The 22,502-nt window shown below is 54.4% G+C and carries 24 protein-coding genes; 4 read left to right on the forward strand and 20 right to left on the reverse strand.

Translation table 11 applies throughout. The features are described from left to right. Positions 1-479 precede the first annotated feature (479 nt). The 3 genes from Q0802_RS23645 to Q0802_RS23655 form a co-directional block, all read right to left on the reverse strand. Positions 480-2,342: a hypothetical protein gene (locus Q0802_RS23645; protein WP_298922411.1), complete on the reverse strand. Its 1,863-nt coding sequence runs from the start codon at positions 2,340-2,342 to the stop codon at positions 480-482. A gap of 589 nt (positions 2,343-2,931) precedes the next feature. Continuing rightward, on the reverse strand, positions 2,932-3,468 hold the full coding sequence (locus Q0802_RS23650; RefSeq protein WP_298922413.1) for a luciferase family protein: 537 nt from the start codon (positions 3,466-3,468) through the stop codon (positions 2,932-2,934). A gap of 65 nt (positions 3,469-3,533) precedes the next feature. Next, positions 3,534-4,124, reverse strand: coding sequence for a YceI family protein (locus Q0802_RS23655; RefSeq protein ID WP_298922414.1), 591 nt, complete (start codon positions 4,122-4,124; stop codon positions 3,534-3,536). Positions 4,125-4,249: 125 nt separating this feature from the next. Between Q0802_RS23655 and Q0802_RS23660 the strand changes: the two genes are divergently transcribed. Continuing rightward, positions 4,250-4,831: a TetR-like C-terminal domain-containing protein gene (locus Q0802_RS23660; protein WP_298922417.1), complete on the forward strand. Its 582-nt coding sequence runs from the start codon at positions 4,250-4,252 to the stop codon at positions 4,829-4,831. 151 nt (positions 4,832-4,982) lie between these two features. Here Q0802_RS23660 and Q0802_RS23665 read toward each other — a convergent pair whose 3' ends face one another. Continuing rightward, entirely contained in the window at positions 4,983-5,291 is a 309-nt protein-coding gene (locus tag Q0802_RS23665; protein ID WP_298922418.1) for a hypothetical protein, read from the reverse strand. Positions 5,292-5,467: 176 nt separating this feature from the next. Further along, complete coding sequence (locus Q0802_RS24780; RefSeq protein WP_366523353.1) at positions 5,468-5,725, reverse strand: helix-turn-helix domain-containing protein; 258 nt, start codon at positions 5,723-5,725, stop codon at positions 5,468-5,470. A gap of 590 nt (positions 5,726-6,315) precedes the next feature. Between Q0802_RS24780 and Q0802_RS23670 the strand changes: the two genes are divergently transcribed. From Q0802_RS23670 to Q0802_RS23680, 3 genes are read left to right on the forward strand one after another with little or no spacing between them, the layout of a single operon-like run. Then, complete coding sequence (locus Q0802_RS23670) at positions 6,316-7,449, forward strand: RNA ligase RtcB family protein (RefSeq protein WP_298922419.1); 1,134 nt, start codon at positions 6,316-6,318, stop codon at positions 7,447-7,449. Beyond that, positions 7,446-8,087 carry a peptide chain release factor H gene (gene prfH / locus Q0802_RS23675; RefSeq protein ID WP_298922421.1) on the forward strand — a complete coding sequence of 214 codons (642 nt, stop codon included), beginning with the start codon at positions 7,446-7,448 and terminating at the stop codon, positions 8,085-8,087. Before Q0802_RS23670 ends, prfH begins: the two co-directional genes overlap by 4 nt. Before the next feature lies 1 nt (position 8,088). Beyond that, a complete protein-coding gene (locus tag Q0802_RS23680) occupies positions 8,089-9,333 on the forward strand; it encodes an AAA family ATPase (protein ID WP_298922423.1) in 1,245 nt (414 codons plus the stop codon). A 234-nt stretch (positions 9,334-9,567) separates the two neighbouring features. Here Q0802_RS23680 and Q0802_RS23685 read toward each other — a convergent pair whose 3' ends face one another. From Q0802_RS23685 to Q0802_RS23755, 15 genes are all read right to left on the reverse strand, one after another. Further along, a complete protein-coding gene (locus tag Q0802_RS23685; RefSeq protein WP_298922425.1) occupies positions 9,568-10,086 on the reverse strand; it encodes a YbhB/YbcL family Raf kinase inhibitor-like protein in 519 nt (172 codons plus the stop codon). A gap of 103 nt (positions 10,087-10,189) precedes the next feature. Next, positions 10,190-10,738, reverse strand: a complete 549-nt coding sequence (locus Q0802_RS23690) for a kinase inhibitor (RefSeq protein ID WP_298922426.1) — start codon at positions 10,736-10,738, stop codon at positions 10,190-10,192. Between the two features lie 83 nt (positions 10,739-10,821). Continuing rightward, positions 10,822-11,652 carry an AraC family transcriptional regulator gene (locus Q0802_RS23695; protein WP_298922427.1) on the reverse strand — a complete coding sequence of 277 codons (831 nt, stop codon included), beginning with the start codon at positions 11,650-11,652 and terminating at the stop codon, positions 10,822-10,824. Positions 11,653-11,683: 31 nt separating this feature from the next. Next, positions 11,684-12,064: a VOC family protein gene (locus Q0802_RS23700; protein ID WP_209835562.1), complete on the reverse strand. Its 381-nt coding sequence runs from the start codon at positions 12,062-12,064 to the stop codon at positions 11,684-11,686. A gap of 100 nt (positions 12,065-12,164) precedes the next feature. Continuing rightward, a complete protein-coding gene (locus Q0802_RS23705; RefSeq protein WP_298922429.1) occupies positions 12,165-13,070 on the reverse strand; it encodes a LysR family transcriptional regulator in 906 nt (301 codons plus the stop codon). Continuing rightward, positions 13,054-13,470, reverse strand: coding sequence for a VOC family protein (locus tag Q0802_RS23710; RefSeq protein WP_298922430.1), 417 nt, complete (start codon positions 13,468-13,470; stop codon positions 13,054-13,056). The genes Q0802_RS23705 and Q0802_RS23710 overlap by 17 nt, the downstream gene beginning before the upstream one ends. Beyond that, a complete protein-coding gene (locus tag Q0802_RS23715) occupies positions 13,470-14,756 on the reverse strand; it encodes a TRAP transporter large permease (RefSeq protein ID WP_298922432.1) in 1,287 nt (428 codons plus the stop codon). Before Q0802_RS23715 ends, Q0802_RS23710 begins: the two co-directional genes overlap by 1 nt. A gap of 5 nt (positions 14,757-14,761) precedes the next feature. Further along, entirely contained in the window at positions 14,762-15,292 is a 531-nt protein-coding gene (locus Q0802_RS23720) for a TRAP transporter small permease subunit (protein WP_298922433.1), read from the reverse strand. A gap of 65 nt (positions 15,293-15,357) precedes the next feature. Next, a complete protein-coding gene (locus Q0802_RS23725) occupies positions 15,358-16,356 on the reverse strand; it encodes a TRAP transporter substrate-binding protein (RefSeq protein ID WP_298922434.1) in 999 nt (332 codons plus the stop codon). A 181-nt stretch (positions 16,357-16,537) separates the two neighbouring features. Further along, positions 16,538-16,972 (reverse strand): cytochrome c, encoded by a 435-nt coding sequence (locus tag Q0802_RS23730; RefSeq protein ID WP_298922435.1) that lies wholly within the window; start codon positions 16,970-16,972, stop codon positions 16,538-16,540. A 57-nt stretch (positions 16,973-17,029) separates the two neighbouring features. Further along, a complete protein-coding gene (locus Q0802_RS23735; protein WP_298922436.1) occupies positions 17,030-17,296 on the reverse strand; it encodes a hypothetical protein in 267 nt (88 codons plus the stop codon). Between the two features lie 64 nt (positions 17,297-17,360). Beyond that, positions 17,361-18,350 carry an SMP-30/gluconolactonase/LRE family protein gene (locus tag Q0802_RS23740; protein ID WP_298922438.1) on the reverse strand — a complete coding sequence of 330 codons (990 nt, stop codon included), beginning with the start codon at positions 18,348-18,350 and terminating at the stop codon, positions 17,361-17,363. Then, positions 18,347-19,699 carry a Gfo/Idh/MocA family oxidoreductase gene (locus tag Q0802_RS23745; RefSeq protein WP_298922439.1) on the reverse strand — a complete coding sequence of 451 codons (1,353 nt, stop codon included), beginning with the start codon at positions 19,697-19,699 and terminating at the stop codon, positions 18,347-18,349. Before Q0802_RS23745 ends, Q0802_RS23740 begins: the two co-directional genes overlap by 4 nt. Then, positions 19,696-21,408 carry a dihydroxy-acid dehydratase gene (locus Q0802_RS23750; protein WP_298922441.1) on the reverse strand — a complete coding sequence of 571 codons (1,713 nt, stop codon included), beginning with the start codon at positions 21,406-21,408 and terminating at the stop codon, positions 19,696-19,698. The genes Q0802_RS23745 and Q0802_RS23750 overlap by 4 nt, the downstream gene beginning before the upstream one ends. A 2-nt stretch (positions 21,409-21,410) precedes the next feature. Further along, positions 21,411-22,298, reverse strand: coding sequence for an NAD(P)-dependent oxidoreductase (locus Q0802_RS23755; RefSeq protein WP_298922442.1), 888 nt, complete (start codon positions 22,296-22,298; stop codon positions 21,411-21,413). Positions 22,299-22,502 lie beyond the last annotated feature (204 nt).

Consider the following 22,502-nt stretch of genomic DNA (forward strand, 5'->3'; position numbering starts at 1 on the left):
CACGACTGCATCTGACAGACGCTCATATCAGCTCAAAAAATATCTTGCTATGCAGGAGACATCCACACAAGATATTCAATCCAAATCTCTATTTGTTCGCTTTTTTGCCACCGACGACTTTCAAGCTTTGGAAATTTTCTGGCAATCCAGTTCTGGACCTGCTTCTCTGTAGTCACTTGGTTCGAATTTGCTTTCCCAAGAAGTTCAAGACCTCAGCATTGTATCTGTCAGGATTATCAACATGGGGCCAATGTCAGCTGTCCTCAACAAATTGCTACCAAAATCCGACGCAATCTCACAATTAGGTGCCAAGTGACACCAGGCACTGTCACGACGTCTATAGAGTGCTCTTTGGCTTGGTCAAACTGCTCGACCCAACTGAAGCCAATCATCCTGACTGCCGTCAAATCACATGCAAATAGCTACCCAAATGCACCCTATGCTCAGTGCGTTCTGTCAATTTCACAAACGCGAAGATGCTATTTATTTGACGGGAGCAAATTGGACTTGCTCTTCTCTTCAGTAAGGTTAAAGCGCTTCTCTGACTTTTCCAATTGTTCGTTAAGATACTTGATTTTCTTGAGCAAGCTTTGGCGTGCTATCTCAATCGGTGTTACGGCACCGGATGCCTTTTTAGCCTTAAACCTGCGGAACGGATTGATCAGCTTTGTATTCTCTTTCTTCGTAGGGTTTCGTTCGGGTACTGAGCTACTCTCAAAGCCAATTCCATCTGCTATTAGTTGATTACCCGCAGCAATCCGCTCAATCAAAAAGCCAGTGACTCTTTCATCGCCACCACCTGGGCCGCGTAGCGTGCTGTACCCTTTGAAAACTTTTTGCAGTCGCTTTTTAGGTTTAATCGACTCCGAAACTTCTGCAACTCCACCGAGAATGCCGAGGGCGCCGCCATAAAACGGAATTGAGCCTTGCGCAGCTTGCAACATGAAGGTGACAACCCCAATCGCATCGGCCTTGGCTTTGCTGGCACCAGCACGTCGCGCGTCTTCCCAGGAAAATCCTCCCTTGTAGGCGCCCCCGATCATACCAAGGAACGGTGCAGCTACGCCAAATGTTGCAGCGTCGGCGGCAAACCCTGCGACATTGTAGCTAATGTCGATTACACCTTCGCCTGCCTTACTCCCCGTGTCTCTGGCTTTCCTCCCCGTGCTCCACGGAACCAATTCTTTTATGCGGCTATCGAGATTGGTCAGAATCACGTCCATAACCCTTTCTCCAACAGCAGCAATGGGTCCGGTTACACCGAATGTATCAAGGACTTCCTTCCAGTTCTTACAGTCTTTCAAAACCTTGGTCAGCTCTTCTTCAAGCAGCACTGCCGTGGTAACAATCGTCTCTTCCGACTCGGGGAATTTTTGGCGGGCCTTTCCGACAACGAGCCTTATCGTCTTGCGTGTCCAGTCTGGAGGTAAAGCATCACTATCGGATTCACTGTCATCCTTGTCTTGATCTCCAACAGCGCTCAGAAGCCCAGTCTTATCCGTCACTTTATCTTCTGCAATCGGTTCAGACTTTAGCCATTCTGGCGTCGATACAGAATATCGTGCATTTCCCAATTCCTCCGGGGTCACCGCTTTGACATGCTTGACATACTGGTTGACCCGAATGACATAGTTTTCAATGGTTTCGTCACCTACAGGTTTCAGGGTTTTCCAAGGTCGGTCGGGGGTCTCCGCAGGGTCAACTATGGTAGCATCATCCTCCAAGAGCGAAGCACTGCCCATAGAGAAATTACCCTCGACGGGGCGATCATTGGGAGCAAATTCACCCCCCGGTTGTCGTTTCGAAATTACCTGGTCCTGCACCTCGACCAAGAAATCTGTCACGGTCGTTGTAAAAGGGTTGATTATAAAACCTTTTTGTACAGCCTTGTATGCTGTGATCATGTCAAGACGCGTTTGGGCTGTGTGATTGCGGTTTTCACAAAATTCCCATATGGCGCTCTCGATTTTGTCATTATCCTTGGCTATGTCAATAAAATGGATAACCTCGACACGCTGTAAAACTGGCGTGCAAGAAAGCGCCGCGTTTGCTTTGGCCTGCAGCGCAGCAAGATTTGAGGAACGCGCGTATGCAGCGCTTTGTAGTTGCATGAGCTGCTGTTTTTTGTGAGTCGCCGCATCTGCTTTCGTCTGCAAGGCGTTTAAGTCGGCAGCCAATTGAAAGCTCGGTACTTGGCCAATGCGCGAGGTCTTCAGGTCTGGTGCGCTGGCCAGCGGCTGATTGTGCGCTGTATCAGGAGCTGGCCCCCTCGATTTAGCCCAGCCTTGTGTTTTGTTCTCACGTTGTGAAGGCTTGGCATGATTGAACTTACCGATTGGCATCATTTCTCCTTCAATTGTTAGATTGTCGGTTTCTCCATCACATCTGATTGCGTCTCAAAGCCAGACAATTGAGCGTATTGCCCGGAATGGTTCCAAGTTTTCATATCTTTGACAGAGCAGAACGATACGGCGATCTAACAAGGCTAGAAGAGAGCTGATCGGCGATGCTCTTCATGTCCTGTATACTGAGCTGTCAGCGGTCTGAAAAATCATGTGCAGATGATCCTGCGCAGCCTTGCAATTGGTCAAAGCGATCGGAACGGCAAGAGCCGCACACGGAAACTATCTGCGTTTGATATGCGTCACGTTTGCTTCTGAACTCCAGTTATGAAAAAGGAAATCAACGCGAACAACTCATGGTACAGAGGCGACGCCACGCACGGACACTGCGAGATGAGTTTTTCATCATTGTACATCTTCTCAGGCCACGCTCAACACATTAGGCGCCGCTATCTGAAATATGGCGGTACTTGTTTGAAATGATGTTCGACTACGGGGACCCGAAAACTGCGGCCCATAGCGGTCTCCCGTCACGTCAGGAGTTACTGCAATGCAGCGTTGCCGTATTCGCGCTAGTGCGCTGGTCAGATTAGCGCAGGGTGTTGCCAGTGATGAACGTGTATGAGCTTTCGACCAGATCGATAACGACGTCCAATTCTTCTGGTGTGGTCGGTGTATAGATCATGACAAAGCCACCCCACCCGAGGCGTTGATTGGCCCAAGGATGCGCTGTGGCCCAGCCTGCCTCAATGGCCCCTTGCGCCATAGTGGGGTCCAGTGAAGCGTGCAGGCTGCCATCGGGGTGCATATGTGCGAACTCAAAACCACCGACGATGGAGCTCGGTTGAGACAGCACCATGTCTCGATTGAGCTGAAAGCCAATGGCACCAGGCAGTGATGTGCGCGTCGGGCCAAGTGTGACACCTGAGAATTGCGCGACGCGTTCCAGCAACAGACTGGCCAATTCGGCATCAATTTGAACGCCAATCTGGGTATGGGGCACTCCGTTTGTTGTTTCGGGGCGAGGCGATGTGCGCTCCGGCAAGGTGCGTTCTTGCGCAGAAGCTAACTGGCACATCAGTGCTGTAACCGCAGCGATTGCCAATACTCTAAAGGGTGCATTCATTTCGTTGGTCGCCCGTCAAAAAATGGGAAAGGGTGCGCTGCGCTACGTCAGCGCGCGCCACCGCGTCATTCTGTTTTCAACGCTTCGATATTGATCAAAAGCTTTATTTCGTCGCTCACCGCAGGCGCAAACGCCCCAAGTCCGAATTCAGACCGCACGACAGTCGCTTTAGCTGAAAGCCCCAACGTAGGTGTGCCCTCTTTCGGGCCAAACGGGTATGGTGCGGATTTGTTGAGCGTCGTTTCCAGAACGACAGGTTTGGTAACGCCATTCATGGTCAGGTCCCCCGAAATACTTGCAGTATTTTCCCCGGTCACTTCGATGCCGGTTGAGGCGAATGTGATCACATCACCGTTATTCGCGCCAAAAAAGTCGGCGGACATAAAATGTTGCAGGCGGGCGTCCCAGCCCGTGATCATGGATTCGACCGGCATAGATACTGTAACCGATGACCCAGAGGGATCATCTTCGTTGAACTCAATCTCGCCGTTAAATCCCGAGAACATGCCAAATGTCTCTGAAAACCCAATGTGATTATAGCTGAACATCACCTGGCTATGTCCGGGATCCAGTTCATAAGTTCCACTTTCGGCCAGCGCGGCAGAAGCGCCCACCGATAAAAGTACTGCCAGCGAGGTTGCTGCCACTTTAAACATTGATACGCTCCATTTTGATAAGACGTGTTTGCAGAATTGTGTTTTGGGCGTTAGGTTTTGAGCCCTGTCAAACTTTTAGAACAAAATGTTCCCCTGCGCAACAATGTGTTCTATAGGAGGGGTGATTGAAAGAAGATCCAAGACTGATCGCCACACGGCAGACCGCGCTCGATGCTGCCCAAAAGCTTCTGATGGATCAGGGCGTGTTGCACGTGACACATGGCGCAGTTTCAAATGTGACGGGCATTTCGCGCAGCACGCTTTACAGGCACTGGCCAGATGCGCGCAGTCTGCGTGATGCCGCGTTCAGGCGCATCGCGACACCGCCGAACATTCCCCCCAAAACCGATGGTCCGTTGCGATCTGACCTGCGCTGGTTACTCGGTATTCTGATGGGCGCTTTGAATGACACGCCATGGGGCCGGATCGCGCCTCAGGTTGTCGCTGCCGCTTCCACCGATGCAGAAGCGCGGTTGGTGATTGCGGAATTCATGAAAGACAGATTCGCAAGCGTAGAAGCTGTCTTTTCAGCCGCAATAGACCGCGGTGAGATCACCGCCGATGTTCCGGTTGAACAGCTGATAGAACTGGCAATTGCTGTACCTTATTTCCGCAAACTCATACGTCACACGGCGCTTGACGCAGATTGGTTGGATCAGCACGTCAATCTGATCTGCAATATCGCAAAAAACGAGCTCGAAAGTTGATCTTTCATCATAACTGCCATTCTACGCGACCATAGGCTGCATCTGCGCAGTCTTTTTGGATGTCCTCCACGTAACATGCAGGACACAAGCGAAGATCTTGTCGTCGGGTTGTCCAAGATGTGAGTGACTGGCCATTTACGGTATATCGCTGTTAGCCTTGGGTTTTAATCGCATATCGTTCAAGATCATCGGTTCTCGTGTCAGCCAACAAACCGACATTTTGGAGTGTTGCTCCTTTTCCGGTTACGACGTCGATCCATTTGATGCCCATGTGGCGGCAAAAATCCTGAACCATCACGCAGCCATTGCGCACAGAAAGTCGGGCCACGAAAGACTGCGGTGTTTCTCGTTCTTGGAGACTTACACTTAGTGCCAGCGGACTGACACTAAGTCTGGCATCCGGCAGATGTGGTCGCCTGTTGTGAAAATACGGTTGTTTCCCTTGAGTTTTACTCAGCACGTGCCTCTCCTGTTTTCGCACAGGTCGAGCGCTTTGGTGGCCTAGTGAGGACACCAAAGGCTTGACTGTTGGCTCAAAAAAGGGGATCAAGGATGTGGTTGAAGGGTGTCCTCGATACCCGAATTTAGAAGGGTTCGGAGGCTGCAACCTCCGGACCTTTTGCATTTATGCTATGTTCATTTGTCCCCTCTCTTTTGATAGCGTGTCGGCCACAGCTCCGCCGCATCGCAGTTCAGGTGGCGGGCCATAGCAGATTCAACAGGCCGACTCCGGCATCTCCCCTGGGACACATATGTCACTAAAGTTGGAGACCTCTTAAGCTCACGAGCCACCTGCGCAAGCGTTACACCGCGCTCATGCAGCCGTTCGAGGATCCGTTTATGCAACTCTATATCTAGTGTCATCATGGCAAAGAGATCACCGAATGCTGGCATTAAGCTTAATTCTCATCTACGTTTTGCAACGTTCGAGAATCCCCTGTCAAGGTCTGCGATTTTCCTCTCGCCCTCAGTAGAGGTTTCTTAAGAAGTTGATTAAATTGACTCTTAACCCACATTTCGATTTTCGCTTGCGGTTTCTCAATCCGTCGACGGGCAATCTAAAAACTAAGCCAACGGAATGATTGGAGAATATTATCTTTGAGATGATGCGGGGATTAGAGCAGCGCTCAGGCACAACATATAGATTTCATGGACGTGGCATTCTCGAAATTTTTTGACTCCAAAACCGGTGGACATCTGAAATCTCGTGATCATCGAGTTACACTATCGTTGTAATTTAGACACACGACAATGCGAGCATGGTCAAAACCTTTGCTTGAATCATCGATCCCGACTAGGTGACAGTCTGAAATTGGTCCCTGGGACCCAAATCGTAACCCCCAAACAAGGAAAGGGACATACATGCTTATTCGTCATTTCGCCCTTTCGGGGCCGATCAACACCTAAGCTGAAATCAGATCAGGTTTGATCCAGTTCGTCGGCTCGCGTCGGCGCATCTACATACTTTTATTTGGTACTATCACATGGGCAATTCTGTCTTGGATGGTCGCGCGTTAACTGTGTCCAGCGACGACGTCATCACGAAATTCTATACATCTGCGGCCTGGATCGAAGGACGGGCCGAAGCGCAACTCGAAGAAATCGCCGGCTGGACCGGCGTGCAAAAGATCGCGGCCTTTCCTGATTTACATCCGAGCAAATACGGGCCGGTTGGATGTGCCGTTCTGGCGGACCGCATTTTTCCGCAACTGATCGGTAACGATATCGGTTGTGGCATGTCTCTGTTCCAGCTTGATCTGCCTGTGCGGAAGCTGAAACTGGAGAAAGCGCTGCGCCGGATGCGTGTTCTTGGAGAACCTGTATCTGAAGATCCGCGCTGGCGACTGGAAGATGCTGGCCTGCCAACCGATCTGTTTGCCACATCGCTCGGTACGGTTGGTGGCGGCAATCATTTCTACGAAGTGCAAACTTTGGCCGAGGCGGATGACGGCATCCGCCTCGATGCATCACGCCTGTATCTGCTGGTTCATTCCGGATCGCGCGGACTTGGCAATGCGGTTCTTGGTTCGGTGCCGGATGGTGCCTTCGCGGGTCTTGATCCCGAAAGTGACACCGCGTTGGCCTACCGGCAGGATCATGACCGGGCCGTTCGCTGGGCCAGCCTGAACCGCCAGATCATCGCTGAGCGCGCGACGGAGGCCTTGCGGGTGGATCTGACACTGCTGGTCGATGCACCGCACAACTTGCTTGCGCGACATAGCGATGGCTGGCTGCACCGCAAAGGTGCGGCAGTCGCAGAGCAGGGATTTGTTCCGCTCGCCGGATCACGGGCCAGTGCAAGCTATCTGATGGCTCCGAACGGTCACGATGACGCATTAGGCAGCCTCGCTCATGGTGCCGGGCGACGCTACGACCGATCCTCGATGCATGGTCGTGTGCGAGCGAAGAAATCTGACATCCTGGCCATGCTGCGTACATCCTTCGGTGGCCGTATTCTGTGTGAAGATCGGGACCTTCTGATTGAAGAAGCGCCTTTGGCGTACAAATCGGCCAAGTCCGTCGCCGAAGACCTGGAGCGCACAGGTGCTGCGCTTTCTGTGGCGGAGTTCCATCCGCTCCTGACCTTCAAAAAAACGCGTAACGGGAGGCGGTCATGACTGCATCCCGACATATCTCTCTCTTGGTCACCAGTGGCAGCGGTCCGGCGGAATGCCAGCAAGCCGTTGCAGGCGTGCTCGAGACAATGCGTAACGAGGCGGAGCTCCTCGCCGTGGACTTCGACAGCAATGGGGTGCGTGCAAAACATGGCTATAAATCCGCAGTGGTTCTGATCAGCGGCGCCGATGCGGAGGCCTTCGCCAAGAATTGGCGCGGTACGATTCAATGGCGGGCGCAAAGCAATTTGCGTCCGACCCATAAACGATCCAACTGGTTCATTGGGGTGTTTGACCTGCCTGAGCCCGCGCGAACGCCCGAACGCATTCACGTGCGTGATGTCACATTTGATACTTTCCGTGCCGGTGGCCCCGGCGGGCAGCACCAGAACACCACCGACAGTGCCGTGCGGGCGACACACAGGCTGACCGGCCTTTCGGCGGTGGCGCGCGAAGAACGGTCGCAACATCGCAACAAGTCACTGGCCCTGGAACGCCTTCAGCATCTGATGGCCGCCCAAACCGCAGCGGATGAAGCCGCACAAAAGGCGAGCCGCAACGCGCTGCACTATGCGCTCGAACGCGGCAATCCGGTGCGGTGCTTCAAGGGCCGCGATTTTCGCGAAGTGAAAGTGGGCTAAGATGGAAGCATTCGATCAATTCCTGACCAGCGCCCTGACCAGCGATTTTTTCGCGGGCGGCTTGGCGCTCGGGGCATTCGGGGTCGCGGCGGCCTTTCTGCGCATCGCGTTCATGGCCATGTACCGCGTGATTGTTCGACGCGTCTGGGTCAGCCTGACACTCGACAACCGGAGTGCGGCCTATCGTCATTTCTGTATCTGGATGGAGCAGAACAATGTTCTGTCCCACTCGCGCCATGTGCGCATGACGGATGGGAAATGGGCGCGAGGAACAAAGGGCTATGCACCAGCTCCGGGGCGGCATTGGTTTTTCTGGCGTGGAAAAATCTGCCGTCTAGAGCGCGATATCAATGAAAAGTCAAAGGTCGGGGCCGCTCACAATCAGCGACCCATGGAGGTGCTGAATGTCACCGTCCTGTTCGGGAAAGTCGAAACAATTCTAGGCTGGATCGCCGAGGGACGTGCGCTTTCCCAGACCAGGGATCGCATCGGCCCTGGCCTTCATATTCTGAAGGGGGATTGGTGGGATCATGTCGGCGATGTCCCGCGCCGTTCCATCAATACGGTACTTGTGGATGGCGATCGCATCGAGAAAGTGCTGGAGGACATGCGTTGGTTCTATGGAGCCAGCGACTGGTACGCGGAACGTGGTGTTCCCTGGCGGCGGGGGTATCTGTTTTACGGTCCCCCGGGCACGGGCAAGTCGAGCCTCATTCGCGCGCTGGCATCAGACCTGTCATTGGATATCGCGTCGCTGGATATCGGGCGCGCCACGCTGACGGATGATGATCTGCGTGAAGCGATGATGTGTGCCCCCAAGAGTTCGCTGATCACAATCGAAGATGTGGACGCCGTATTCACTGGGCGTGAAGGCAGAGAAAAACGCTCAGGCGTCAGCTTCTCGGGCTTGCTCAATGCCATCGATGGCGTCGCGGCTCAGGAGGGTCGTGCTCTGGTCATGACCACAAACCACAAGGAAAGGCTGGACCCGGCCCTGATCCGTCCCGGCCGCGCCGATGTGCATACCAAGCTTGGATTGGTAAGCGCGGCAACGGCCCGTCGACTGTTTGAACGTTTCTTTCCCAATGAAGAAGACTTGAGTTTGCAGTTCGAGCAGCGGTTGGGAGATCAAAGATTCAGCCCTGCTCAAATACAGGGCTGGCTCTTGGCCAATAGCACCGACGCTTATTCTGCAGCGCAGGCGTCGGGGCTAGAACATCGTTTAAAAGATATTGCTGCTGAATAAACCCGCTGAAAGGTATCCGTCTTCTTTGTCAGATCGAAAGCTAATCCAGCCCGAACTTGCCTAAGTGTTTAACCCCGAGGATTGATGGTGCGATCCATTTGAGTTGATGGAAGGGAGCATTATGGTAGAAGTTCGGCACGGCAGAGCCACGTCCGCGCAAGCAGTCAGTGCGTCCATTTCTTAGATTTGCCTCCAGCAGCCAATCACATTCGACTGCTGGAACATAACACTCCTCTATCGAGTATAAACCGCAGTCAGCTTCGCCGTGGCAATAGTGTGAACGTGCGTCATAAATCCTATCAGAACCGGAGTGGCATCTTCCTCAAGATCAAGCGCTTCGACATTCAATGCGTGTACACGAAATTCGTAACGGTGAACCTCGCCAGGCGGCGGGCACGCTCCACCAAAGTTCTTTTCACCGAAGTCGTTGCGCGCCTGAATAGTTCCAGCTGGCATACCGGTCTCTGTACCAACGCCAGTGTCCAAAGAAGACACGTCATCAGGAATGTTGAACGCAACCCAGTGCCACCAGCCGGAACCTGTCGGTGCATCGGGATCGAAGCAGGTGAGAACAAAGCTCTTTGTGCCCTCCGGCGCCCTCGCCCAAGTCAACTGAGGTGAAAGGTTGTCGCCATGTCCACCAAAGACGTTCAGCTCGTGCTTTTTGCCAAGGCTCTCACCTTCGGCGATGTCGGTGCTGGTCAGCACGAAGGATGGGGCATTGTCGGGGATATCTTGTTCTGGTTCGGCCATGGAATTGGTCCTGTTATTAATCGATCCGCTATCAGCAACGCGACGCGGTGATGGGAAATGAGCCAGCCGCCCGAAGATCCGGGCGACTGGTGCCGTGAGTGGCTTAGCGTGTGTAGACAGCTGTGATATCTGCAGAACCCAAAGAGTTCGCGCCGGTCATGAAGCCCACCAGAGCAGCGCTGGCATTCTCGTCGAGGCCGAGGCTTTCAACGCCCAGAGCGTGAACGGTGAACTCATAGCGGTGTACTTCGCCCGGAGGAGGACATGCGCCGCCAAAGCCGGTGGCTCCAAAGTCAGTACGGCTCTGGACTGCGCCGTCAGGCATGTTGCCACCTTCAGAACCTGCGCCCTGTGCCAACGAGTCCACATCCGCAGGGATGTCAAAGGCAACCCAATGCCACCAGCCGGAGCCAGTCGGCGCGTCTGGGTCGTATGCAGTGACGACAAAGCTCTTGGTGCCTTCAGGAGCGTTACTCCATTCCAGTGCGGGCGAGATGCTGTCGCCCTCACAGCCAAAGGCGTTCAAGACGAATGTGTTGTCGAGCTGCTGCCCTTCGGCGATGTCAGGGCTGGACAGGGTGAAAGCTTCGTCTGCAAAAGCTGGGGTAACGAGGGAAGCAACCAGTGCAACCGTTGTGATCAGGTGTTTCATTTTCGATCTCCATCAGAAGTATTTCGGATGGTCGTTATGTGCCACTCTGGCCGCTCCTTTTATCTCCGGAATCGATCAAGATTTTACGCTATTCGCTCAAGTTGGGCCTCAGACGCCCTTAGTTTTCCCGGTGTGATATCGAATCGTGCTTTGAACGCTTCGCTAAGGCGCGATTGGGAGCTGAACCCGCATTCAAAAGCGATCTCGGCCAACGAATGCTGTGTTGTTTGAATGCGCATCAGCGCAAACGACAGGCGCACGTCGCGCAGCATTTCGGTGAAACCGGTGCCTTCCTTGCTGAGCGTCCGGCGCAATGTGGCTTCGCTCATACCAAGCTCTCGGGCGGCTTGCGGAGCCTTCCAGCTGCGCTCCAGGTCACCCTCAAAGAGCATCCGCAACCGATCCTTCAGACCTTCACAACAGTGAATTCGGTGCGCGGCACCCTGCAGCTGCAGCCACATGAGCAATTCCTGCGTTCGATATGATAAGATGCCATCACAGAGATCGGGATCATCCAGGCTTGCGACAACGCGCGAGAAGGCGTCGTTGAAGCCGTTCGGCATGATCCCTTTTCTGACTTCGCGCGCAGTGCTTGGGTTTGGATGCAGTTGCAGGAACTCAGAGATAACGCTGTCATCAACCACCAGGCCTTCCGAGAAGTAGAGGCCAGTATCACCGATGATATTCCCGATCGTCAGGTTTTCACCACGGCGCAGATAGACAAACTCACCTTGCTCAACTGTTGTCTCAGCACCCGCAAAGGTCCGGACTGTCTTTCGCCCCGAGCGGATACGCAGGATGCAGGCTTTGGAGATATGGAGTTGATGAAAATCGGCGCTGCAGCGTTGACGGAATTCGACATACCCCACAGGCCGGTTCGTCATATGTGTCTCAGGCAGATGTGAACCGTCCATTCGGATGTCTCCTTGCAGCGCAAACTGCCTTTTATTCGTACACTGAAATCTCGACCAGGTTCTGATCCGGGTCGCGCAGATACACGGACTTGATGGGTCCGGTTGCGCCTGTGCGCGGAACGATACCTTCTTCAATCTCGACGCCACAATTTTCGAGATGTGCGACAACTTCAGCAATCGGGACAGCCGAGATCAGGCAAAAGTCGCCGCTGCCAGGTGTCGGTGTCAGAGATTTGGGCTCAAATTCGTTGCCATGTTGGTGAAGGTTGATCTTCTGCGCCCCAAACGAAAGCGCTTTACGTCCTCCCGCAAACTCCGTCACTTCCATTCCCAGAACCTTTGAATAGAAGTCACAGGTCGCATCGATCGAGGCGACTGTCAGGACGAAATGATCCACGCGATCAATTTGCATTGCTTGGTCTCCATACTTTTTCGGACAAAATAGGTGTTTGCCCTCGTTCTAAACCATTGATCAATGACGACAGACCCCATCTCAATCCCAGATGCCGGGACTAAGAGGCCTCGGGGAATTCACTGGTCAGATGGGCCATGAGAGATCTAATGGGCCGCGACAGTGCTTCATCATCACGCACGGCCACCTTCAAACTGCGTTCAGCCCAGCTATCCGCCACAGGGGCCATCCGCAGGTTAGAGGCCGTCAGGTAGGGTTCCACGGCTCCAAGCGGTAATATCGCGATGCCAAGACCCGCTTCGACCATGCGTCGCACACCATCGAAGCTGAGGACTTCAACCCGCGTTCTCAGCTCTAACTCTTGCTCTGCGGCGCGCTTCTCGATGAAGGCCTGCAGAGAACTTCCCTTCTGAAGGCCGACAAGATCATGTGTTGAGAATTCGATGAACGAAACTGGCCCATCTGTCCCAAGCGGATGACCTTTTGGCGTCAGGACAACAAGTGTATCCCTGCGATAGGTGAACACGTCGAGATCCGGGTTTGGGATCATGCCGGAGAAAATGCCGACATCTGCAATACCATCGCGGACGGCCATCACAATTTCATCTGACGTTTGCTCGGTGAGATCGATCCGCATGTCGGGATGATCCGCCACAAACAGCGCCAAATCCTCGGGCAAAAACTGTGTAATCGCAGACGTATTGGCCGCGATCCGCACAGTTCCACGCAAGCCTTGCGCAAAGTCGCTCATATGATCGTCGATACGATCTAACAGACGCTGCAGGTCTTTGGCATGGCGAAGCATTTCTTCACCCGCTGGTGTCAGGGACACACCTTTTTGCTGTCTGTAAAAAAGAGCCGTGCCAACCTGGGCTTCAAAGTCGGATATCCGCTTGCTGATGGCTGAAGCGGCGATGTTCTCAGCTGAAGCAGCTTGCGCGATGCTCTTCGAAGTGGCGACGGCCACGAAGAGTTCGAGGGTTACAAGGTCAAATCTTTTCCGCATGGCTCGGGTACTCACTTATCTCAATGAGATTGCCGTCCGGATCGTACAAATACAGCGAGAGGATTGTGCCTTGAGCGCCGACGCGCTCCACCGGTCCTTCTTCTATGCGGAGACCTATCTCTTTTAAGCGGGACTCTACATCAGAAAGGCCTTGCTCGACCAGCAAACAAATATTTGCAGACCAAGACCTTCCAGCATTTTTGGGCGGCCCATAGTGTCGGTTGTTGGGCTGAAGGTTGAGCTTGCAGCGCCCGAACGTCGCTTCGACACGGCCATCATCCAACCGGTTGATCGCCATGCAAAGCCCGCCGCCATAAAAGGCGACGGACTTTTCGATGTCGGCGCAAGTGATCACTGCGTGATCCAGTGCTGCCCAAGCGATATGATGTGGCTTCCCCATCAGAACAGGCTTGGCAGGATCAAGACGATCTGCGGGAAGAACAGCACCAACAGGATAGTCGCAAGGATCGGGATCAAGAATGGCAGGACCGATAGAACGACCTTTTCAAACCGCATTCCCGTGATCGGAACCAGAATATAGAGGACCGTTCCGAATGGCGGCGTTATCACCCCGACTGATAGTGTGATCACCATGAACACGCCGAAAAACAGCGGGTCCACTCCCGATGCGGCGACCGCCGGGACGAGAATAGGTGTCAGGATCAACACACTTTCGATCACAGACATGAAGCAGCCGACCAGGACGAAGAACACCATCAGGATCAGCAGAAGGATCGTCGTGTGCAGATCCATGGCGACCAGACCAGCGGCCAAAGCTTGCGGCACCTGCAGGCGCACCAGCAGCCAGCCATAGAACCCAGAGATGGCGATAATCAGCAGAATAACGGCACTGAACTCCATGCTTTGCACAAAGACCTGGAACAGTTCTTTGATCTTCACGTCACGGTAGACAAACACGCCGAGCGCGATCGCGTAGGCACAGGCCACCGCTCCGGCTTCGGTCGGTGAGAATATGCCACTCCAAATGCCCCCCACGATTATTAGCGGTGTCAGCATCGGAAGCACGGCCCGGTGGCCGGTTTCAAACACCTCACGCGCTGTTGGCAACGGGCGCGTCGGCATGTCGATCTTGTAAGACATGATGAACGTCGTCGCCATCAGCAGTACAGCCATCAGCACACCAGGTACAAAGCCCGCAAGAAACAGATCCCCGACGCTCACATCCGCTTGCCAGCCATAGACAAGCATGGCGACGCTTGGCGGAATGATCGGCCCGATCACGCTGGATGCAGCTGTGATGCCCGTGCTGTATTTCAGGTCGTACCCTTTTTCCCGCATGGCCCGGATTTCCAACGCGCCAAGGCCCGCTGCATCAGCTGACGCTGTGCCAGACATACCGGCGAAAATCATTGAGGCTACCACGTTCACGTGCCCCAGACCCCCACGAACAAACCCGACCATGACATTGGCAAAATCGAAAATCCGTGTCGTGGCGCTGCCTCGGTTGAGCAGGTTTGCTGCAAGGATGAAGAGCGGGATTGCCAACAGTGGGAAACTGTTTAGCGTCTGCGTGATCTTCAGAGACATCAGCTCCACCGGCAAGCCACCGGATGCGGATGTCATCGCTAGAGCGAGAAGACAGGTTGCCCCTAGTGCAACAAAGACCGGCAGACCCAATGCCATAAAAAAGATCAGGCCACCAACAAATGGTAAGAAGATTTCCATAATCTCTACCCTTCCTGTTCTGGCTTGTCGAAAAATTCACCGACAAGACGGAGAAGGGATGCAAAGACCATGCCTGCGAAGGCGAGCAGCAGTCCCCCATAGTAAATCGAAAAACTCATTGAAAGAGCCGTTGTGCGGTTGTTGGCGCTCCGCTGCATCATCTCGGCAGCACCCCATGCAGCAAGCACAAGGAATACAATCGACAGGATTTGCAGAAAGAGCGCATAGCGCGAATGCCAGACGCCTTTTATGGCCATAGGCACCAGCTCAACGGCGATGTGGGCCCCGCGAGACCACGCGCCGATCGAGGCAAAGGCCACGGCGTAGATCGTGATCAGCGTGGCGATTTCTTCGAGCCACGGAACGGGAAAGCGAATGACATCGCGCGACAGGATCGACAGGACCAGCAATCCAACAAGCCCCATCAGCATGATGCCCAAGAACAGATCTGTGATCTGTACCAGCGTCTTTTCGACACGTCCCACGTTGCGTGTCGGGATCGCCGCAGCGTCCGTGTTTTCATCTTCAAGCTGCATGTGGTTTCCCCCTGCGCTTATAAAAAAACGCCCGCCATAAAGACGGGCGTCCAGTTTCAGGGAGGTTACGAATTTGCAGCGATCGCGTTTTGCACGTCTTCGATCACACCGTCAGCCAGTGATGACATTGCGTTGTCAATAGCTGGCTGTGCCTTGGCCTTGAATGCCGCCACATCGGGCTCAACCACGGTCATGCCTTTTTTCTTGAGCTCTTCGAGATAGAACACATCCTTCTGCGCTTCGACAGCAGTGCCTTCAGTACGCGCAATTTCGACGGCTGCACGGACAACGGCCTGGTCTTCATCGGATAGGCCCGAGAACCAGGAGTTCGATGCGACCCAATGCCATGGGAAATGCACGTGGCCCGTCATAATGAGATGCGACTGCACCTCATAGAGCTTGCGCGAGAATGGCGAGACGAGAGAGTTCTCATGGCCATCGACCTGGCCGGTCTGCATTGCAAGGTAGATTTCCGTAGCGGGCACAACGACAGTTTGTGCGCCCAGACCGCTCCAAACATCGACCCAGACAGGAATGCTCGGCAGACGCAGCCGGAACCCATCAAGGTCGTCTGGTGTCGTAATGGCCTTATTCGAGGTCATATGGCGTGATGCGCGCATCTGAGCACCCATTTCTACGATACCGCCCTGATCGATGCCGCGCTGTTGCAAAGCCTTGCCAGAGTCACTGGCCATGAAGGCTTCGACAGCCGCGCCGTTCGGGAACAGGAACGGGATCGAGATCGGATCGTAGTCAGGTGCGTACTGAGCGCGCCAGTTACCACCTGTCAGGGAGATCTGGGTCTCACCGATATTCAGCAGTTCCAGGACAGCGTTTTCACCGCCCAGCTGACCGCTCAGGAAAGGAACGACCTCAAACCGGCCCGGAGCCAGCTCTTCAAGTGCGGCCTTGAAGCGTGCGATACCCGCTTCTTCGGAGCCGCCCGGCTTCATCGTTGTATTGACCTGAACGGTGATTTTGCTTTGAGCAAGAGCAGGTGCCGCCAGTGCGACCGTTGCCGTTGCTGCCAGAGTCTTGAGCGCTGTGCGTCGTGTGAAGTTCATGGTTTCCTCCCGAGAATTCTATGGTCTCAAGAGGATCAGGCGAAACCTGTTATCTGCCCAGAATTGGTTCGATAACGGAGCCATCGCGTTTCGCGATGAACGTAAGCTTTGTATTATTAGGGACTTTTGGAGCTGATCAGGATTGCCTCATTCATGCCAGACTGAAGCACTGCCCCGATGATCAATTGATCCCGTTGGCCTGCTGTAACTCTCGAATGTAGGCCGTGATCATTTTAACATCGCCGCGTGTGAGACCATCAATTGGCGGCATATTCCCAAAAGGCCAGTGGTGGCTTCTCACTCCCATGGCAGCCGCCCGCTGGAAGCTCTCGTCACCATGGTGACTTGGCTCGTAGATTCTGTGTACCAGAGGTGGCGCCAGGCCATCTTGACCGACCGCGTTGAGACCATGGCACGCCGCACAGTTTGCCTCAAACCCTCGCTTACCAATTTGAGCGTTTGAAGACAAAGTGTCAGGCAAGACAATTTCCACCAATGCTCCGCCCGGTGGAGCAACTTCAGAATGCTCCTCCGGCGTTGAACCTTTGCTCGGCCACAATGTGTAACCGATGATACCAACACCGAGGGCTGCAGCGATTAAGATGACAGATTTCATAGTTTCTCTTTGATATTACCGCTTACTGACTGGCTACGTCTTCCAGCCAGTGGAAGGTCAAGAGGTTTTGCCTTGTGAATTTTCACAGCGGGCAATGGCATCGCTTAACCATGAGACGTTCATCCTTGCCGCGCCAAAGGCTTGGTCGTACTCTTCAAAAACGGCAGCGCTATGGTGGCCTATGCTATACCAACCTCGGCCATCTTCTGGATCTCTTCGAAATTCATCGAACCCATACGTACCGTCTGGGCGCAGAAAAATGTCCACGCAAATTCTATCCCCATCCAAGTTGATTGAGCGAATGACTTTGTTCGTGTGAGCCATTTTAGTCTCCCCGTTCAGGTCAGGTTTGCCGGGTTCATAAAACCAGCTGAGGTTCTGGATTTGATTAGGACACCTGCGCACCCCAAATCGGAACCTCTACATTCCAGTATGGTGGCTTTGGTCCACTGATGGGAGCGTCAAAAACCGGAAGTGAATCGCCCAGCAAATTGCCGCAAACAATTCGATCACGTTTCTCACCCACAAACGCCAGGCTGGATATGTTCTGAAGCACCTCGGCAGGCGAGCTGTCAAAGTGTGCTCGATCCATTGTGTGATTATCGAGCGCGGCTTCAACACATTCTACCCAAGCATCGTCGCGTTCACCGACGATCAGTGTGGGCTTTGCTTCCGGATCAATGTGATAGAGCTCGCTCGATACGATACAGGCCGCGTAGAGACCGTCAGCGCCGTCCAGTTCGATACCATCCACGAACGTGCCAGGCCCGAACTGGACGAAGAGTTCCGGCTCACCATGTACACCCTTTTCATCAAGGCGCACGCGCGAGATCTTCTGCCCGAAAGTCTCTGCTATGTAGAGCCATCCCCCCTCATAATCAGGCCGCACTTCGTTCGTATAGTGAAGTCCCTGCAAGACCACGGAAAACGAATTGTCAGCATTGATCAGACCCACATAGCCATTTTTGACATCGCGGCGATAAGCCCGCGAGCGGGGACGGAGTTTCGACGACACCGTAATCCATGTTTTGCCTAGTTGGTCTACATAGACAAAATTGACCGGTGGCAATGTCGAACCGCCCGTGGAGACCGCGTGTGGGCGCAGCCCATCGGCGTCCATTTCCAGAACGCCTCCTGCGTCAGAGATATTGGCGATGAGGAATGAGCCGTCAGGTCGCAACGCAATCCCGTTCGGCACGACCGGCATACCGCCGAAGCTCGACGGCTCTTGTAAAAGAAACTGTCGCCCATCGGGGCATATACGCATGACACCATGCCCATTGTGCGAGCAGAAAACCTCACCAGTCTTGGTGCTGAGGACGCTTTCAGGACGGCTTAGTCGTTTTCCAAGAAACGATATGCTGAGATCCGTGGTCATGCAGCGAGGTTCTTCGAAATGCTCGCTTCGACCTCGCGTCGCAGGCGATAGGCATCCGTATTCGTGTCCGCCTGCACGTCACTCCATTTGACCGGCTGACCTTCAGGAACGTCTCTGATCAAGGTGACATTGTGCGCAAGACCGAGTGGGACGTACCCCTCAGCAACAGAAATCGATGCTGGGCGAAGACCGCCGGCCACGGTGTACCCGCCCTCACCATCAAGGATTTCGCCCTTCTTCAACTCGCGCTTTGAGACGGCCGCAACATCGGCCCGGAATTCATGCGCCGCCCCCGTAGGTTCCTTGCGAATGCCCACTGATGCGACCGAGATCCCGAGCTCCAGCCCGATCAGGTGCCAGCGCTTGTAGTTGCACATGTAGCGTCCGCTGTCGTCGGTCACGACTTTGTACTCTTCGAAGCAGTTACGCAGATACTCGGTGTCCCCTTCAAAGCAGACCCAGACACCTTTGCGGATGTCATGCGGGATCTGTTCATCTTCCGGTGTCAGGCAAGAAATGACATCCACCATGCCCTTATGATCCAGCACCCCGCCCTCTGAGCGCGGCCGCGCCAGATTTGGAACGTCGTCGATCCCACCTGAAGGGAAGACCAGCCCGTTTTCAGGAGCATCCAACCCGCACACATTGGCGATGGCCGCGCTCTCAATAGCTGGCTTCGAGCCGTCCAAAAACGCATTGAACATTTTGGGGTTCAGCCGACCGCGTTCCGCTTGCTCTTTCGTCAGACCCCAATGATCCCATACGGTGTCAGGCGTCGATTGCCGATAGTGCGGCATCCACTTGTGGCCACGACCAGCCGCAACGACGCTGAAACCGCATCCCCGCGCCCAATCAACCAGGTCACTGGCAAGCGCAGGTTGATCTCCATATGCCATGCTGTAGATCACACCGGCTTCGCGAGCCTTGTTGGCCAGACCAGGCCCAACAAATGCGTCTGCTTCAACTGTTACATTGATGATGTGTTTGCCATTCTCGAACGCCTTGAGGCAGTGCGTGACAGCTGCGATCGGGTTCCCGGTGCATTCAATAATGATTTCAATATCCGGGTGCGCTGTCAGCGCTTCCCAATCATCACCGACAAAGGTTGCGCCAGAAGTAGCTGCGTCATCCAGGCTCGATGCTGAGTAAGCCGCTGCATCCCATCCAACGAGCTTCATGTTGGATTTGGCCGCATCTGGTCGCAGATCAACGACACCAACGATATGAATCCCCTTCAATCGAAGTGCCTGCGCAAGAAACATTGTGCCAAACTTGCCTGCACCGATCATTCCAACACGAACCGGCTGACCACTCGCTGCGCGCTCCTGAAGTTTCGTAAAGAGGTTCATTCGGCGTTCTCCTTGGACCAGCCTTCTTGAGTGAGGAAATCGAAATCGCAGCCTTCGTCGGCCTGCAGAACCGTCCGGCTGTAGAGCCCGCGATACCCGCGATTCTGCAGCTCCGGGCGCTTGTGCTGTTCGAGACGGCGAGCGATCTCGGCGTCATCGACCAGTAGATCGATACGCTTGTCAGCGACCGAGAGACGTACACGATCTCCATTCTCAACAGCAGCCAATGGCCCGCCAACCGCGGACTCGGGTGACATATGGAGAACGATGGTTCCGAAAGCCGTGCCAGACATCCGCGCGTCTGAAATTCGCACGATATCCTTGATACCTTTCCGTGCCAGTTTCTTTGGGATCGGCAGATACCCGGCCTCCGGCATTCCCGCAGCCACTGGTCCCGCGTTCTTCAGAACCATGATGTCGTTAGCCTCAATATCGAGATCCGGATCGTCAACGCGCTTGGCGAGATCTTCGAGACTGTCGAACACAACGGCGCGGCCCTCGACTTCAAAGAGCTCCGGCGTCGCCGCAGCGCGTTTGAAAATGGCCCCCTGCGGCGCGATGTTGCCATAAAGGCTGATGAGACCGCCTTCGTCGGATACCGGGTCGTCAAACGCACGGATGACACGACGATCAACCCAATCAGGTTCGTCATCCAGACGCTCCGCCAGGGTTTGACCTGTTACATCCACCGTATCGAGGTGCAGAAGGTGGCGGATCTCGCGCAAGACTGCTCCGACCCCGCCAGCCGCATAGAAGTCTTCCATGTACCCCTCACCGACTGGCTTCAGATCAACCAAAACCGGCGTTTCGTCCGAGATTTCATTGAGGCGCTCGGGTGAAATCCGGATGCCGAGACGACCCGCAACAGCTGTAAGGTGAACGATGGCATTGGTGGACCCGCTGACGGCCATCAACACGCGGAAAGCATTCTCTACCGACTTCTCGGTGATCACCTCACTTGGCCTGCGAGGGTTCTGGATCAGATCAACAGCCAGTTTACCGCATTCCTCGGCTGCAACCAGCCGGTCAGCGTGAACCGATGGAATGGCCGCTGTGCCAGGCAAGGACATCCCTAGTGTTTCGGCGATGCACGCCATAGTGCTCGCTGTTCCCATGACAGCACAGGTGCCGGCCGTTGTCGCCAATCGGCCCTCGATCTCCGCTATCTCTTCCCCTTCGACCTCACCAGCGCGGAACTTACCCCAGAAACGGCGGCAGTCAGTGCAGGCGCCCAAGCGTTCACCCTTGTGGCGACCGGTCATCATCGGGCCAGTCACAAGTTGCACGGCCGGTATGTCGGCAGACGCCGCGCCCATCAGCTGGGCAGGAACTGTCTTGTCGCAACCGCCGATCAGTACGACAGCATCCATCGGTTGCGCACGAACCATCTCCTCAGTGTCCATTGACATGAGGTTCCGGTAGACCATGCTGGTCGGGTTCAGAAAGACCTCGCCAAGAGACACCGTTGGGAACGGTCGCGGCAAAGCTCCTGCAGCCAGCACACCGCGAGAGACAGCTTCGACCAGCTCAGGCATCGCTCTGTGGCAGTTATTGAAGCCCGAAGGGGTCATGGCGATCCCGACAATCGGCTTATCGAGCATTTCCCGCGAAAGACCCATAGAGCGAGCAAAAGACCGACGCAGATACGCCGCAAAATCTTTATCTCCGTAGTTTGTCAGTCCACCCTGAATACCTTTTCCGTCAGCCATCGTTACCCCTCCTTTCGGCAATTGATGCCAAGCAACCGTTCATAAACGAGCACCATCGCGCCTTTGTCTTTGTCCCCATGGCCCTCAAGAAGTGCTTGCTGATAGGTGGTTGTCGCAGCGGCCAGTACAGGTGCCGGGATCTGATAACGGGCTGAGATTTCAGCACCGCTGATCAGATCCTTGTAGGCCGCTTGTAGCGGGTAGCCGGTGTCAAACTTGCCTTCGAGGATCTGGGGAATGAAATATTCCGACGCATAGCTGCGGCCGGTCCCTGAGTTCACCACCTCGGCGGTGTTTTCCGGATCAAGGCCCAGCTTCTTTGCCATCGGCAGGATTTCTGCCAGGGCAGCCACGTTGATATCGAAGAGAAGCTGATTGATCAGCTTGGTGAGCTGGCCTGAGCCAACAGCGCCAGTGTGCAGGATGCGGTTCGACATTGTTGCAAGGGCTGGCCGCAGCGCCTCGACAATCTCACCGTCGCCTCCGATCATCATCGTCAGCGTGCCTTCCTGAGCTCGCTTCCACATGCCAGAGACCGGAGCATCGAGAAACCGTAGTCCGAGAGCTGAAAGACGCTCGCCAATGCTGAGCGTCAGTCCGTATTCTATAGTTGAGGTATCGATGACAACCGTGTCGGCTGGAAGATGCTGTGCAATCCCATGTTCAGTGTCGAATAGTGACTTTTCCACGATCCCACCACTTGGCAAGCAGGTGATCAGCACGTCCACGTCTGAGAAATCTGCAGCACTACCGGCCTTCTTGGCACCGGCTTTAGCGGCGGCATTCATGGCGTCTTCGCTGAGATCAAAGACCATTACGTTGTTTGAGCTGGCAAGGTTCGCCGCCATCGGCGCACCCATCTGACCCAAACCGACAAAACCAAATCGCATGTCGATCTCCTTCCCTTTGTTTTTGGAAGAAGTACCACCGCATGAGGTTCATTCTGGCATTCTCTATCGAGAACGCCCCGGTCGGCATTCGCGTGGTTGGCAAATGTTGAGAAGGCGAAGATGCCTTCGGCCCAAATGTATGTACCGGCTGCTGTTCGCAATTGATTTCTTCGCACGTTCTCGGAAGTCGCTCATATGTATCCG

This window comes from uncultured Roseobacter sp., from assembly GCF_947495275.1.
Lineage (GTDB): Bacteria > Pseudomonadota > Alphaproteobacteria > Rhodobacterales > Rhodobacteraceae > Roseobacter.